The sequence below is a fragment of the Bradyrhizobium tropiciagri genome, assembly GCF_001189845.1.
Taxonomy (GTDB): Bacteria; Pseudomonadota; Alphaproteobacteria; order Rhizobiales; family Xanthobacteraceae; genus Bradyrhizobium; species Bradyrhizobium tropiciagri.
The window spans coordinates 73,148-87,627 of sequence record NZ_LFLZ01000037.1; the positions used below are offsets into that span (position 1 = coordinate 73,148).

Annotated in this window: 16 protein-coding genes; 6 read left to right on the forward strand and 10 right to left on the reverse strand. The window is 65.2% G+C overall.

Annotation, left to right across the window (positions count from 1 at the left end; genetic code table 11):
• Window positions 1–11: 11 nt before the first annotated feature.
• Window positions 12–2,087, reverse strand: a complete 2,076-nt coding sequence (locus tag AKN84_RS26400) for a M3 family metallopeptidase (protein WP_050423490.1) — start codon at window positions 2,085–2,087, stop codon at window positions 12–14.
• Window positions 2,088–2,217: 130 nt separating this feature from the next.
• Between AKN84_RS26400 and AKN84_RS26405 the strand changes: the two genes are divergently transcribed.
• The 6 genes from AKN84_RS26405 to AKN84_RS26430 all read left to right on the forward strand — a co-directional run bounded on the left by AKN84_RS26405 (window position 2,218) and on the right by AKN84_RS26430 (window position 7,190).
• The gene (locus tag AKN84_RS26405) at window positions 2,218–2,478 is read left to right on the forward strand and encodes a hypothetical protein (protein WP_050423491.1); all 261 of its coding nucleotides are present in this window, start codon (window positions 2,218–2,220) and stop codon (window positions 2,476–2,478) included.
• Window positions 2,479–3,141: 663 nt separating this feature from the next.
• Window positions 3,142–4,284, forward strand: a complete 1,143-nt coding sequence (locus tag AKN84_RS26415; protein ID WP_050423493.1) for a type III PLP-dependent enzyme — start codon at window positions 3,142–3,144, stop codon at window positions 4,282–4,284.
• A gap of 130 nt (window positions 4,285–4,414) precedes the next feature.
• Window positions 4,415–5,023, forward strand: coding sequence for a GNAT family N-acetyltransferase (locus AKN84_RS26420; protein WP_050423494.1), 609 nt, complete (start codon window positions 4,415–4,417; stop codon window positions 5,021–5,023).
• 11 nt (window positions 5,024–5,034) lie between these two features.
• Window positions 5,035–5,202, forward strand: a complete 168-nt coding sequence (locus AKN84_RS48175) for a hypothetical protein (protein ID WP_167351880.1) — start codon at window positions 5,035–5,037, stop codon at window positions 5,200–5,202.
• Window positions 5,203–5,317: 115 nt separating this feature from the next.
• Window positions 5,318–5,707 (forward strand): RidA family protein, encoded by a 390-nt coding sequence (locus AKN84_RS26425; protein WP_050423495.1) that lies wholly within the window; start codon window positions 5,318–5,320, stop codon window positions 5,705–5,707.
• A 40-nt stretch (window positions 5,708–5,747) separates the two neighbouring features.
• The gene (locus tag AKN84_RS26430; RefSeq protein ID WP_128971178.1) at window positions 5,748–7,190 is read left to right on the forward strand and encodes a homospermidine synthase; all 1,443 of its coding nucleotides are present in this window, start codon (window positions 5,748–5,750) and stop codon (window positions 7,188–7,190) included.
• Window positions 7,191–7,257: 67 nt separating this feature from the next.
• Here the strand turns inward: AKN84_RS26430 and AKN84_RS26435 are convergent, their stop codons facing one another.
• From AKN84_RS26435 to AKN84_RS49335, 9 genes are all read right to left on the reverse strand, one after another.
• Window positions 7,258–7,998: an acetoacetate decarboxylase gene (locus AKN84_RS26435; protein ID WP_050423497.1), complete on the reverse strand. Its 741-nt coding sequence runs from the start codon at window positions 7,996–7,998 to the stop codon at window positions 7,258–7,260.
• A 118-nt stretch (window positions 7,999–8,116) separates the two neighbouring features.
• Window positions 8,117–8,443 (reverse strand): hypothetical protein, encoded by a 327-nt coding sequence (locus tag AKN84_RS26440; protein WP_050423509.1) that lies wholly within the window; start codon window positions 8,441–8,443, stop codon window positions 8,117–8,119.
• 183 nt (window positions 8,444–8,626) lie between these two features.
• A complete protein-coding gene (locus AKN84_RS26445; protein WP_050423498.1) occupies window positions 8,627–9,343 on the reverse strand; it encodes an MgtC/SapB family protein in 717 nt (238 codons plus the stop codon).
• A 51-nt stretch (window positions 9,344–9,394) separates the two neighbouring features.
• Window positions 9,395–10,414 carry a WD40 repeat domain-containing protein gene (locus AKN84_RS26450; RefSeq protein ID WP_050423499.1) on the reverse strand — a complete coding sequence of 340 codons (1,020 nt, stop codon included), beginning with the start codon at window positions 10,412–10,414 and terminating at the stop codon, window positions 9,395–9,397.
• The gene (locus AKN84_RS26455; protein ID WP_050423500.1) at window positions 10,414–11,472 is read right to left on the reverse strand and encodes a CobW family GTP-binding protein; all 1,059 of its coding nucleotides are present in this window, start codon (window positions 11,470–11,472) and stop codon (window positions 10,414–10,416) included. Before AKN84_RS26455 ends, AKN84_RS26450 begins: the two co-directional genes overlap by 1 nt.
• Window positions 11,473–11,617: 145 nt before the next feature.
• Window positions 11,618–12,490: a metal ABC transporter substrate-binding protein gene (locus AKN84_RS26460; protein WP_050423510.1), complete on the reverse strand. Its 873-nt coding sequence runs from the start codon at window positions 12,488–12,490 to the stop codon at window positions 11,618–11,620.
• 2 nt (window positions 12,491–12,492) lie between these two features.
• Window positions 12,493–13,362 carry a metal ABC transporter permease gene (locus AKN84_RS26465; protein ID WP_050423501.1) on the reverse strand — a complete coding sequence of 290 codons (870 nt, stop codon included), beginning with the start codon at window positions 13,360–13,362 and terminating at the stop codon, window positions 12,493–12,495.
• Window positions 13,363–13,367: 5 nt separating this feature from the next.
• Window positions 13,368–14,123, reverse strand: coding sequence for a metal ABC transporter ATP-binding protein (locus AKN84_RS26470; protein ID WP_050423502.1), 756 nt, complete (start codon window positions 14,121–14,123; stop codon window positions 13,368–13,370).
• 5 nt (window positions 14,124–14,128) lie between these two features.
• Entirely contained in the window at window positions 14,129–14,323 is a 195-nt protein-coding gene (locus tag AKN84_RS49335; protein WP_128971181.1) for a hypothetical protein, read from the reverse strand.
• Between the last annotated feature and the right edge of the window lie 157 nt (window positions 14,324–14,480).

Genomic DNA, 14,480 nt, shown 5'->3' on the forward strand with positions numbered 1-14,480 from the left:
CGGCCTCACCTTCAGGCCGCCTCTGATGTCTCGAGCAGGCCGCGGCGGCGCAGCAGCGCATCCGGCTCGGGTTCGCGGCCGCGGAAGGCGACATAGGCCTCCTCCGGATCGCGCGAGCCGCCCGACGAATAGATGTCATCATGCAGCCGCTTGGCGGTGGCGGGATCGAAGATGTCGCCGGCCTCCTCGAAGGCGCCGAAGGCGTCGGCGTCCATCACCTCCGACCACATGTAGCTGTAATAGCCGGACGCGTAGTGGTCGCCGGAGAAGATGTGGCCGAACTGGGTCGGCCGGTGCCGCAGCGAAATCTCGGCGGGCATGCCGATCTTCTCCAGCTCCTTCTGTTCGAAAGCGCGGACGTCCCAGCTCGCCGCCGCCGGCTGGGTGTGGAATTCGAGGTCGACCAGCGCCGAGGAGACGAACTCCACGGTGGCAAAGCCCTGATTGAACTTGCGCGCGGCGAGGAAGCGCTTGAGCAGGTCGTCGGGCAGCGCCTCCCCGGTCTGGTAGTGGCGGGCGAAGCGCTGCAGCACCTCGGGCCGCTCCTGCCAGTGCTCGTAGAGCTGCGAGGGCAGCTCGACGAAGTCGGTGAACACCGAAGTCCCCGACAGTGACGGGTAGGTCACATTCGAGAGCATACCGTGCAGACCGTGGCCGAACTCGTGGAACAGGGTCCGGGCATCGTCGGGCGACAGCAGCGACGGCGCGCCGTCGGCGCCCTTGGCGAAGTTGCAGACATTGATGACCAGCGGCGCGACGTTGCCGTCGAGCTTCTGCTGGTCGCGCAGCGAGGTCATCCAGGCGCCGGAGCGCTTCGAGGGCCGCGCGAAGTAGTCGCCGTAGAACAGCGCCTTGTGCTGGCCGTCGCGGCCCTTGACCTCCCAGACCCGCACATCCGGGTGCCAGACCGGGATATCCTTGCGCTCCTCGAAGGTGACGCCGAACAGGCGGGTGGCGCAGTCGAAGGCGGCCTCGATCATGTGATCGAGCACCAGATAGGGCTTGATCGCGGAATCGTCAAAATTGGCTTTGGCCTGGCGCAGCTTCTCGGCGTAGTAGCGCCAGTCCCAGGACGCCAAGGTGAAATTGCCGCCCTCCTCGGTGATCAGCGCCTGCAGTGCGTCACGGTCGGCGAGCGCCCGCGCCCGCGCTGGCTTCCAGACCCGCTCCAGCAGGCCGCGCACCGCGTCCGGCGTCTTCGCCATGGAATCCTCCAGGCGGTAGGCGGCATAGGTCGGGAAGCCCAGTATCTTCGCGGTTTCCTCACGGAGCCTGAGGATCTCCACGATGGTCGCATTGTTGTCGTTGGCGTTGCCGTTGTCGCCGCGGGCGGTGAAGGCCTTGTAGACCTTCTCGCGCAGGTCGCGCCGCTGCGAGCTCTGCAGGAACGGCTCGACCGAGGAGCGCGACAGCGTCACGATCGCCTTGCCAGGCATTCCGCGCTCTTCCGCCGCAGCCTTGGCCGCCGCCACAAATGTGTCGGACAGGCCGGCGCGGTCGCCCTCGCCGAGCTCCATCGACCACTCCTGCTCGTCGCCGAGCAGATGGTGGCTGAACGAGGTGCCGAGATGGGCGAGGCGCTCGTTGATCTCGGCCATGCGAGCCTTGGCCGCGTCGTCGAGCCCGGCGCCGGAGCGGCGGAAGCGGGTATAGGTGCGCTCCAGCAGCCGCATCTGCTCGCCGGTCAGGCCGAGCGAGGCGCGCTTCTCGTGCAGCATGGCGATGCGGCCAAACAGCACAGCGTTCATCATGATCGGATTCCAGTGCCGCGCCATCCTCGGCGACACCTCCTTGTCGATCTCCAGGATCGCCGGATTGGAGTGGGCCGAGACCAGGTCGTAGAACACGGCGGAGACCTTCGACAGCAGCTTGCCGGAGCGCTCCAGCGCCGTGATGGTGTTGTCGAAGTCGGGCAGCGCCGGATCATGGGTGATCGCAGCCACTTCCGCCGAATGATCGGCGAAGGCCTGCTCGAAGGCGGGGAGGAAATGCTCCGGCTTGATCTCGGCGAAGGGCGGCGTCTCGAGCGGCGTCTGCCACGCCTTCAGGAGGGGGTTGGCAATAGCCTCTGCGCTGGTTTCTGACATCGAATATCCCGTTTTTCGCCTTGAAAATGCGGCCCAATCTATATCACGCGATACGGCATTTTTGGGCCTTTTGCGCTTGATAGATGGGCACTTTTCGGAGAGATTGCGCCCCCTGAACAGGACCTATTTCATGAGCATGCAGCCCACCGCCTCAGGCAACAGCCGGATCTACTGGCCGAGCGTCATCACCGTGATCTCGGCGGCGATCCTGATCGGCGCCGAAGTGTTCGGCGCGGCGTTCGCCGGCGGCTGGGCGCTCGCGATCCTGCTCGGGCTCAACGACACCGCTGCGCACATCCTGCAGGCCGTGCTGTTCGGCCTCGGCGTCCTGATCATGATCGCCTTCATCCGCGCTGCGCAACGCGTCGAGCCGTTCACGCGTCGCGCGTGAGCTTTAGGCGATTCAAGAAAGCGCTGCGGCACAGGGCTAAAACGCACACGCTTCGTTAGTCATTCTTAACAGCTGTTCATCTCCAACACGTGCTGTGCGCGAGATCGCAAGCACGCGTTAGGGAAATTTGCCGCTATCGCAAAAAAATTCTTGCGCCGCGAAGTCAAAAGACTTATTTCCTGCCTTGCCCAATTTCGCACGTGCCTGTGGTCGTGTGTCAGTCGGTAGGTATCCGGACAAGAGGCCGGACAGCCGCCAAGGGGTGGAAGAACCGAGGGTCGCTTACGTCCGAGAGGACACGAGGCGGCCAGCATCTCTCTCCAGGGATGCCTTGTTGAAGGTCTCACCACTCTTTGCAACCGTGACTGGCAGCCGGAGGCGAACCGGCGCACCCCGCTCTCAACGGGGGACGCGACTTAAAGCAACGACGGATCGGGCTTTTTTGGTCTCTACCGGCAGTCCAACGCCGGCGCGGGCTACTGAAAAGGCTTGTCCTTCATTGCCAGGTGAGCGGGCGGGAAACTCTCCCAACCAATCCACGGCAGCACAGTCTGGTTTGAGTCTCTTGGCCTCAGCGCGCCTCCATCGCGCGATGTGGCCAAAGCGCTCTTATCCGACGTCACGTTGATGCGGATCCCGTCGCTGGGGCCGTTGGAGAGTGCCATGACCGAACGTATCCAGGAATTCCTGCGCCACCGCCGCCAGGATGGTCTCGACACCGAGCCGTGCCTCGTCGTCGACCTCGAAGTCGTGCGCGACAACTACCAGACCTTCGCGAAGGTGCTGCCGGACAGCCGCGTGTTCTACGCGGTGAAGGCGAACCCTGCGCCCGAAGTGCTGTCGCTGCTCGCCTCGCTCGGCTCCTGCTTCGACACCGCAACCGTTGCGGAGATCGAGATGGCGCTGGCCGCCGGCGCGACCCCGGACCGGATCTCCTATGGCAACACGATCAAGAAGGAGCGCGACATCGCGCGTGCCTTCGCGCTCGGCATTCGCCTGTTCGCGGTCGACTGCGCCGCCGAGGTCGAGAAGGTCGCACGCGCTGCTCCCGGCGCCAAGGTGTTCTGCCGCATCCTCTATGATTGCGCCGGCGCCGAGTGGCCGCTGTCGCGCAAGTTCGGCTGCGATCCGGAGATGGCGGTCGACGTGCTCGACCTCGCCAAGCGCCTCGGACTCGAGCCGTGCGGCATCTCGTTCCATGTCGGCTCGCAGCAGCGCAAGGTGAAGGCGTGGGACCGCGCGCTGGCGATGGCGTCGACCGTGTTCCGTGACTGCGCCGAGCGCGGGATCAACCTCACCATGGTCAACATGGGCGGTGGCTTCCCGACCAAGTATCTCAAGGACGTTCCGCCGGTGCTGCAATATGGCCGGTCGATCTTCCGCGCGCTGCGCAAGCATTTCGGCAACCAGATCCCGGAGACGATCATCGAGCCGGGCCGCGGCATGGTCGGCAATGCCGGGATCATCGAGACCGAAGTCGTTCTGATCTCGAAGAAGAGCGACGAGGACGAGGTGCGCTGGGTCTATCTCGACATCGGCAAGTTCGGCGGTCTCGCCGAGACGATGGACGAGTCGATCCGCTACGCTATCCGCACCCCGCATGACGGGGCGGACATGACGCCGTGCGTGCTCGCGGGCCCGACCTGCGACTCAGCCGACGTGCTGTACGAGAAGCTGCCGTATCCGCTCCCGGTGACGCTCGAGATCGGCGACAAGCTGCTGATCGAAGGCACCGGCGCCTATACGTCGACCTACTCGTCGGTGGCGTTCAACGGCATTCCGCCGCTGAAGACCTACCACATCTAAGCCGCCTCCCGATCGAGGCCCGATAAACCGGGAGCCGGCCCCGCCGGCTCCTTCCCGATCATTTTTGATTTTTCTGAACGACGCTTGCCGCGGCGTACGACATGCCGTTGCAAGCCGGGACTGACGTGCCATGACTGCAAAACGGAACACCCCCGTTGCCCTCATCCGAGAAGCCGCCCCGTTCGCGATCCGTGCGGAGCGTGCCTCGGACGTCGTCGCGCGCGAAGCGCTGCTGGATGCCTGCTTTGGCGAGGACCGCCATACGCGCACCTGCCAGCGCCTGCGTGACGGACGCGCGCCCGCGCAAGGCTTAAGCCTTGCGGCCGTGCGCCAGGACGGCCGGTTGGTTGGAACCGTGCGGCTGTGGCACGTCAGCGCGGGGGGCCGCAGCGCGCTGATGCTGGGGCCGCTGGCAGTCGATGACGGCTGCCGCGGCCTCAGCGTCGGCGCCGCGCTGATGCGGCGCGCGCTGGCTGTCGCCAAGACCCGCGGCCATGGCGCGGTGATCCTGCTCGGCGATGCGCCCTACTACGCCCGTTTCGGCTTTGCGGCCGCCAAGACCGGCGAGCTGTCGCTGCCGGGTGCCTTTGCGCGCGAGCGGCTGCTCGGCCTCGAGCTGGTCGAGGGCGCACTCGACGGCGCCTGGGGCATGGTCGTGCCGACCGGCGCATTGCTGCCCAGCAAGAGCAGGGCCGCCCGTACCCGGAAGGCACCGTTCGCCGTGCCGCACGCGGCGTAAGGGCGGGCGCCATGTCGGAGAACCTTCCCGCAATCGACGGCGCGCGCCCGCGTTGGCGCGGCCTCGTCACCACGGTGATGCTGGTCCTGATCTCGGTCATGATCGTCAGGGACATCCTGATCCGCCGCTGGGCCGGCTCGCCGCCCTCGCCGCCGGACACCACGCAGCAGTCCCGCTAGCGCCGGCCGCCGGCCAGAAGCCCGGGCCAGATCCAAGGTCAGAATCCAAGGGGTTGCGCGGGCGCCGAAAATGCCCGTAAACCCCGCGCAAAGCCCTTTTCAGTCGAGGTCCAGCATGTCCCGCCGCCTGATTTCCACCGGCTCGCCTTTCGAGAAGACCGCCGGCTACAGCCGTGCCGTGATCGACGGCGACTTCGCCTTCGTCGCGGGAACCACCGGCTACGACTACACGACGATGACGATGCCCTCAGATGTCACGAGCCAGTCACGGAACTGCTTCAAGACCATCGAGGCCGCCCTCAAGGAGGGAGGCTTCACGATGGCCGACATCGTCCGTGCGACCTACTACCTCACCGACGTCAACGACGCGGACGCCCATTTCGCGGTCTGCGGCGAGGTCCTCGGCGACATCCGCCCGGCCGCGACGCTGCTGATCGTCGCGGGGCTCTACAAGCCCGAGATGAAGGTCGAAATCGAAGTCACCGCAAAGCGTCGCAACCCCTGATCCACTCTACCCGCCGCTAGGCGTTCTCCTGGAGAAAATGATGAGCCCCTCCTCGCAGATCTACGCGAAAATCACCGGCCCCATTGTCATGATCGGCTTCGGCTCGATCGGCAAAGGCACGTTGCCGATGATCGAGCGGCATCTCGATTACGACAAGTCGCGCATCACCGTGATCGATCCCAAGGACGAGGGCCGCAAGGCGCATTGCGAGAAGCAGAACGTCAAGTTCATCCAGAAGGCCGTGACCAAAGATAATTATCGCGAGTTGCTGACCCCGCTTCTCACTGAAGGCGGCGGCCAGGGCTTTTGCGTCAATCTCTCGGTCGATACCGGCTCCACCGACATCATGGAACTCTGCAACGAGGTCGGCGCGCTCTATATCGACACCGTCAACGAGCCCTGGCTCGGCTTCTATTTCGATGCGTCGAAGGGCCCGGAAGCACGCTCCAACTACGCGCTTCGCGAAGTGACGCTGGCCGCCAAGAAGGCGCGCCCGGCGGGTTCGACCACGGCCGTGTCCTGCTGCGGCGCCAATCCCGGCATGGTCTCGTTTTTCGTCAAGCAGGCGCTGCTCAATGTCGCCGCCGATCTGAAGCTCAATGCCCCCCGGCCGAAGACCAAAGCCGAATGGGCGGACCTGATGCGGCAGGCCGGCATCAAGGGCATCCACATCGCCGAACGCGACACCCAGCGCGCCAAGGCGCCGAAAGAGCCGGACGTCTTCGTCAACACCTGGTCGGTGGAAGGTTTCCTGTCGGAAGGCGTGCAGCCGTCCGAACTCGGCTGGGGCACCCATGAAAAATGGATGCCCGAGAATGCGCATACCCACGAAGCCGGCTGCGGCGCTGCCATCTATCTGATGCAGCCCGGCGCCAACACGCGGGTGCGGACCTGGTGCCCGACCCGCGGCGCGCAGTACGGCTTCCTCGTCACCCACAACGAGTCGATCTCGATCTCCGACTACTTCACGGTGCGCGATGCGTCGGGCAAGGCGATCTACCGGCCGACCTGCCACTACGCCTATCATCCCTGTGACGACGCCGTGCTGTCGCTGCATGAGATGTTCGGCCGCGCCGCGAAGATGCAGGAGAAGCACCACATCCTCGACGAGAACGAGATCGTCGATGGCATCGACGAACTTGGCGTGCTGCTGTTCGGCCATGACAACAACGCCTATTGGTACGGCTCGCAGCTCTCCATCGAGGAGACCCGCGAGCTCGCGCCCTATCAGAACGCCACTGGCCTGCAGGTAACCTCCGCCGTGCTCGGCGGCATGGTGTGGGCGCTGGAAAATCCGAACGCGGGGATCGTCGAGGCCGACGAGATGGATTTCGATCGCCTGCTGGAAATCCAGCTGCCGTATCTCGGCCCGGTGAAGGGCTTCTACACCGACTGGACGCCGCTGACGGATCGTCCGGGACTGTTCCCGGAAGATATCGACACGTCGGATCCCTGGCAGTTCAAGAATATCCTGGTGCGCTGACCGCGACGCGCGCCTTGAGAACGAAAATGCCCGGCCTCGTGCCGGGCATTTTGCTGTCTGGCGTGGCTCATCGCGCCATGTAGTCGAATGCGACCGAGCCGAGGCCGAGCGTCAGATCCACCTTGTAGTGCAGCGCCGACACCACCTCGCGCACCGGCAGGCGGGCGACGTCGCACAGCGCGTGCGGAAACAGGCCAAGCGCGGCTGGGCCAGTCCATGCCTCTTTCAACGTGATGTCGTCGAGATGGAAGCGCACCAGCTCGCAGATCCGCGCGCTGCCGTCGACATGCGGGATGATCTTCAAAATGAAGTTCGGCGCCTTCATCGCGTTCAGGACCGTGTCGTGGTCGACCTTGCGGTGCTTGTAGCCCATGGTGGCGGAGGCGCAGAGCACCGAGCCGTAATGCAGCGAGCCGACCAGCACGTCGCTTTCGACCGCGATCTTGGGTTTCGCGAGCTTCTTCGGAAATCCCCACAGCTCGCGGCCGCCCGCAATCGGGGCCTCGTCGTCGAGATACATCGCGTGGGTATAGGCCCCGAGCTCGCCCTTGAAGCGGACCGGGATCACCTGCCCGGTCTCGGTGTAGTCGCCGAATCCGGTCGAGTCCGGCATGCGGATGAATTCATACTTCACCACGGGCTCGGCGACCTCGAGCGGCTCCGGCACCACGGCCTGGAGCGCTTCAAGGTCGGTTTTGTAGGTGATGATGAAATATTCGCGGTCGAAGAACCGGTACGGCCCCGGCGGAAACGACGGGTTGGTGAGCGGCATCGAATAGGCGGTGCGCCGGACGTCCTCGATCTTCATGAAAGGCCCCATCTGTCGTTGGCAAGACGACGGATTATGGCGGGCGGGGATGACGGAGGCGAGACCGTATAATCGGCAGCAGCAGTCAAATGCGCGTCACATGCGCTGACCGGAGGGGCTATTTCTTCTCGATCGGCGGGGCGGTCTTCTCGGCGGGCGCGGGCGGCAGCATCGGCTTGGCGCCGGCCTTCTGGGCTTCATCGTCGGGACGGGCGGGTTGCGGCGCCGGCGTGGTCGGCCGCTCGCCGCCCGGCTTCGATTCGGCCGGTGCCGTCGTCCTCTGCGGCTCCGGCGTCGGCGTTGTCTGCAGCGGCTGGGTCGCCTGCGCCAGCTCTTGCGGGGCGTTGATCGCGTGCAGCGACAGCACCGCAATCGCGACGCCCGCCGCGACCAAAGTCGAGGCGATCAGGATGTCCCTCCGCAACCTGGTCCGATCCGCAGCCATCTCGTTCACCCCGCGTCGTGTCAGCGAGATCAACGATCCGGCCACCGCATGGTTCCTGGGCGCCGCCTGCGGGAACCGTGCCTCAGAGCCGTTTCCGTTCCGATTGAATCGGAACGGGGCTCTTGATTTTGTTTTGACGCCTTTTCTTCACGCGAACCGGTATCCACTTCGCTCGAAAACGCTTTAATCCGTGGTGCTGATTTCCCAAGTCGCGTGGCGCACGCCGGGCTGATGCTGGACGTCGACCACCACGGCGTTCAGCTCGTTGGGCTCGACCGCGGTCGAGACCAGCTCCGCCACGATCTCGAGGAAGTCGTCGCCGGCCTCGACCACGTTGACATCGGCGACCGGATAGTTCGCGGCCTCGAGCTTCTCCACGACGGCGTCGCGCATGTCGGGCAGCATTTCCGGGGTGACCACGACCTTGAAGTAGTAGGTCGCCTCCAACGCCTTCTCGTTCAGCGGGATGCGGTTGATGGCATTGACCAGCGGACGCAGCAGCGTGTTGCCGGCGATCACGAACACGGTCAGCGCCGCCGCCTGCGCCACGAGGTCGGCGCCAGCGCAGGAGCCGACCGCGGCCGAGGCCCACAGCGTCGCCGCGGTGTTGAGGCCGCGCACGTCCATGCCCTGCTTCATGATGACGCCGGCGCCGAGGAAGCCGATCCCCGACACCACATAGGCGATCACCCGCACCGCGCCGTCGGCACCGGCCAGATGCATCGCGAGATCGACGAAGGCAGCCGCGCCGACCGCGACCAGCACGTTGGTGCGCAGCCCCGCGGTGCGCTGCCGGTACTGCCGCTCGGCCCCGATCAGGGTGCCGAGCACAAAGGCCGAGGTCAGGCTGATCAGCGTGTCGATGAAGTCGGCGAGCTGGAATGTCGTGAGGAATCGCATGACGCTGCCGGTACCCAGTTCGCTCGAATCCGCTTCGGATGCAGCGATCTCTTACATTTCCAGGATGCCCGCGTCACCATCTTCCGTGCCGAAGGCAAGCAGCGTGCCCTTGGCATTCCAGCCCAGCGCGGACACCGTCGTGCCAGTGTTCCGGCGCACCAGGATCTCGGCGCCGTCCTCGAGCCGGACCATCAGCACGGTCCCGTCGGCATAGCCGACCGCCATGATGTCGTTCTTCGGATGGCAGGCGACCACGGCGACCCGCGCCGGCATCGGCGCCAGCATCGCCGGCTCCTTGCCCATCGGCCCGTCCTTGCTGGTGAACGGCCAGACGATCACGGTATCGGCGCCCGAGGTCGCGAGCCCCTTGCCGCCGACGCTCCACGACATCGAGCGCACGCGGCCGGGATAGCCGCTCATCCGCATGTGCCTGTTGTCGGCGAGCCGCCAGCCATGCATCGCGGCCTCGTGCATCGCGGTGACGAGGAATTTGTTGTCCGGGCTGAAGGAGACCGCAAGATGCGAGCCGGCCCATTCCAGGAATTCCGGATTGGCCGCCATGTTGGGAAACCACAAGGTCACGCCGTTGTAATGCGCGATCGCAAGCCGCAGGCCCTTCGGCGCGAATGCCAGCCCGCCGACGGTCGACGGCACTTCGAAGGTCTTCTCCTCGCCCTTCGGATTGCGCACGAAGGCGGTCTTGCCCGCCGACCATGCCACGGTGCCGTCGCCGTGCAACGCGACATTGTCGATCCAGCGCCGCTTGGCGTCGGTCGCAATCGTTGCGGTCTCGCCCTTGGCGTCGGTCGCGATCAGCTTGCCGTCATCGCCACCGGTGACGAGCCGCTTGCCGTCGGAGGCCGCGCACAGGATGGCGCCGAAATGCGTCTCGGTGCGCGTGATCTCGCCCTCTAGGGTGGCGATCGCAACGCTCTCCTCGGCGCCGACGAAGAATGCACGGTCGCCGAGGAAATGCACCGCACCGACCGCCGCGCCAAGCGGAAGCTGCTTGACGCGGTCGGTGATCGAAACGATGGAAGAAGGGGCCTCGCCCGGATCGAACTCTTTCATCACGTGGTGATGCACTGCTCGAAGCCGTCGCGGATCGCCTGCTCAGGCAGTTCGCGACCGATGAACACGACGCGGCTCTCGCGCTTCTCGCCGTCCTTCCATTTGCGCTGGTGGTCGCCCTCCAGCATCATGTGGACGCCCTGGAACACGTAGCGGTCGTCATCGCCGGTGAAGGCGAGGATGCCCTTCGAGCGCAGGATCTTCTGGCCCTCGGTGGCAACGAGGTTCTGCAGCCAGGGCATGAACTTGGTGGGGTCGAGCGGCTTCTCCGAGCGCAATGACAGCGATTGCATGTCCTCGTCGTGATAGTGCTTCAGCCCACCATGGCCGTGATCATGATCGTGATGGTGGTGGTGATCATGGTCGTGATGGTGATGATCGTGGTCATGGTCGTGATCGTCGCCGGCCTCGAGGAAGTCCGGCTCGATCTCCAGGATGCGGTCGAGGTCGAACGCGCCGCGCTCGAGCACGTCGGTCAAGCCAACCTGGCAACGCTCGGTGCGGTGCAGTTTTGCGTAGGGATTGATGCCGCGGATGCGGGCTTCGACCTCGGCGAGCTCGGGCTTGGAGACGAGGTCGGTCTTGTTCAGCACGATGACGTCGGCGAACGCGATCTGGTTCTTGGCTTCGGGCGCGTCCTTGAGGCGGTCGCTCAGCCATTTGGCATCGGCAACGGTCACCACGGCGTCGAGCCGGGCGTTCTTCTGCACGTCCTCGTCGACGAAGAAGGTCTGCGCGACCGGCGCCGGATCGGCAAGGCCGGTGGTCTCGACGATGATGGCGTCGAACTTGCCCTTGCGCTTCATCAAGCCGTCCATGATGCGGACGAGGTCGCCGCGCACCGTGCAGCAGACGCAGCCATTGTTCATCTCGAACACTTCCTCATCGGCGCCGATGATGAGGTCGTTGTCGATGCCGATCTCGCCGAATTCGTTGACGATGACGGCGTATTTCTTGCCGTGGTTTTCCGACAGGATGCGGTTCAACAGCGTGGTCTTGCCGGCGCCGAGATAGCCCGTCAGCACGGTCACAGGAATTTTTTGCGAAGCTTCAGCCATAACAACTCCGGGAACGTTGAACTCACGATGCGAAATCGCATCATGATCTCAACTCTTTGTTTGGGCATGATCTTTTCGGAAAACCGGTTCCCACTTTTCCGGATCATGCCATACGCGCTCAACCCCGGCAGGGAGGCCCCTGCCCCTACTCGGCGAGCGCGCTGGTCAGGGCCTTTATATTGTGCCTGACCATATCAATGTAAGTGGGTGCCTGGCCCTTTTCGCCCGTCAAACTGTCCGAATACAGGGTGCCGCCCACCCGGGCGCCGGTCTCGGCCGCGATCCGTTCGATCAGGCGGGGATCGCTGATATTTTCGAGAAAAACTGCCGGAATTTTCGCAAGCTTGATCTGGGCGATGATGGCCGCGATGTCGCGTGCGCTGGGCTCGGAATCCGTGGAGACGCTGAGCGGCGAGAAGAACGTGATCCCGTAGGCGTCGGCAAAATAGCCGAATGCGGTGTGGGTCGAGATCACCTTGCGCCGCGTCTCCGGTATTTTCGCCACCGCCTCGTGCACCTCGCGGTCGAGCGCCTCCAGCTTGGCCAGATAGGCGTCGGCATTGGCCTTGAAAGCGCCTGCCCGGTCGGGAGCCACGGCGATCAGCCCGTCGCGAATATTGATGACGTAGATCTTCGCATTGGCGACGGATTGCCAGGCATGCGGATCGTCATGGCCGCCCATCTTGCGGGGCATGATGCCCTTGGTTGCCACCGTGACCGGCGCCTTGCTGCCGGAGGCCTGCAGCAGCCGCGGCATCCAGCCCTCGAAGCCGAGGCCGTTGATGACGAGGAGCTTGGCATCAGCGACCTTCTTGGCGTCCGTCGGCGTCGGCGCATAGACATGCGCGTCGCCGTCGGGCCCGACCAGCACCGTCACGTCGACGTCGTTGCCGCCGACATTGCGCACCATATCGGCGAGGATCGAGAAGCTCGCGACGACATTGATGCGCTCAGCGGCGCGCGCCGTGCCGCTCGCCAGCACCAGCGCCAGACCGATCAACCCAAGCAAACGCCGCATCGTCATGCCTCGAGATGGCGGCCGGGAAACAGCTGCCGCACCAGGCCGCTGACATTGCCGAACAGCAGCGACACGATATAGAGCCCCGCCGCAACCAGGATGATCGCCGGGCCGGAGGGAATGCGGGTCTGGTACGACAGCGCCAGCCCGGCATAACCCGACAGCATTGCGCTCGCGACCGCGATGCAGATCATGGTGGTGATGTCGCGCGACCAGAACCGCGCGATGCCCGCGGGCAGGATCATCAGCCCGACGCCGAGCAGCGTGCCGAGCGCGTGGAAGCCGTTGACGAGGTTGACCACGACCAGCGCGAGGAAGGCGAGATGCGCCGGCGCGCCGGCCCGGCTCACGGTGCGCAGGAACACCGGATCGACGCATTCGATCACCAGCGGCCGATAGATCACCGCAAGCACCAGCAGCGTGAGGGTGGCATTGAACGCGATCACCAGCAGGGTTTGGTCGTCCATCGCCAGAATATTGCCGAACAGCACATGCAGCAGGTCGATGTTGGTGCCCTTGATGGAAACGATGGTGACGCCGAGCGCGAGCGAGACCAAATAGAAGGTCGCAAGCGAAGCGTCTTCCTTCAATTCGGTGGTGCGGGCGACGAGGCCGGCGAGCAGCGCCACGGCAAAGCCCGCGATCAGGCCGCCGGTCGTCATCGCGAACAGATTGAGCCCCGACAGCAGGAAGCCGATTGCGGCGCCCGGCAGGATCGCATGCGCCATGGCGTCGCCGACCAGGCTCATCCGCCGCAGCATCAGGAACACGCCGATCGGCGCACCGCCGAGCGACAGCGCGATCACGGCCGCGAGCGCCCGGCGCATGAACTCGAATTCGGTGAAGGGCGTGATCAGCGCGTCTGATAGCATCGGCGTCAGGCAGCCCTCGAACGCGGATCGACGGCGCAGGCGCCGGCGGAGTCGTCGAACGCCTCGCACATCCGCATCGCGACCATCAGATTGTCCGCAGTCAGCGTCTCGGCGGTCGGGCCCCATTCAACCGGGCCGCGCGCCAGGAGCAGCGTTTCCGGGAAATTGTTGCGTACCATCTCGAGGTCGTGCAGCGCCGCCAGCACCGTACGCCCCTCGCCGTTCCAGCGCTTCACCAGCGCCAGGAGATCGGCAGTGGTCTTGGCATCGATGGCGTTGAAGGGCTCGTCGAGCACGATCAGGCGGGCGTCCTGCAACAGCACGCGCGCGAACAACATGCGCTGGGTCTGGCCGCCGGACAGCGTGCCGATCGGGCGGTTCTCGAAGCCGTTGAGGCCGACCGCGGCGAGCGCCGCCAAAATCTTGCCGCGCGCGGCCTTGCCGATGCCGCCGAAGAAGCCGGTGGAGCGCCACAGCCCGGTGCCGACGAAATCGAACACCGAGATCGGAAACGTCCGGTCAATGTCGGCGGATTGCGGCAGATAGGCGATGTCACGGTGCTCGAGCCCGTCAAGATCGATCACGCCGGACAGCGGCTTGAGCACGCCGGCAATACCGCGCAGCAACGTCGACTTGCCGGCGCCGTTCGGCCCGATCACGGCCAGCAGCGCGCCCGCCTCGACCGCGCCGTTGAGATGATGCACCGCCGGGTGGCGGTCATAGCCGAGGGTGACGTCGCGGAAGGTGACAAGAGCAGCCACGGGTCTCACCTCATCGCCAGCCACACCACACCCCACAGGCAGGCAGAGACCGCGAGCGCCGTGAGCAGCCGGGCCGGCACGGGCATGCGCAGGATCGACCAGTGCGCAGTCTGGGCCGGATGGGCGGCCGGGCCATGGCTGTGCCCGTGGGGATGGGCGTGGCCGTGAGGGTGGTGGTCGTGGGTGTGCGTATGCGCCATGGAGAGACTGTTATATTATAACATAACGCGAGTCTACAAACGCGGAACTCATGGCCGGTCCGCAAAACCGGGAGGGATTTGAGCTGGCCGGCGCGGGATCCGCCGGGATGGAACCGCCGGAGAGCCGTGTGCAGTTCCCTCCGACGTCGTCCTGGCG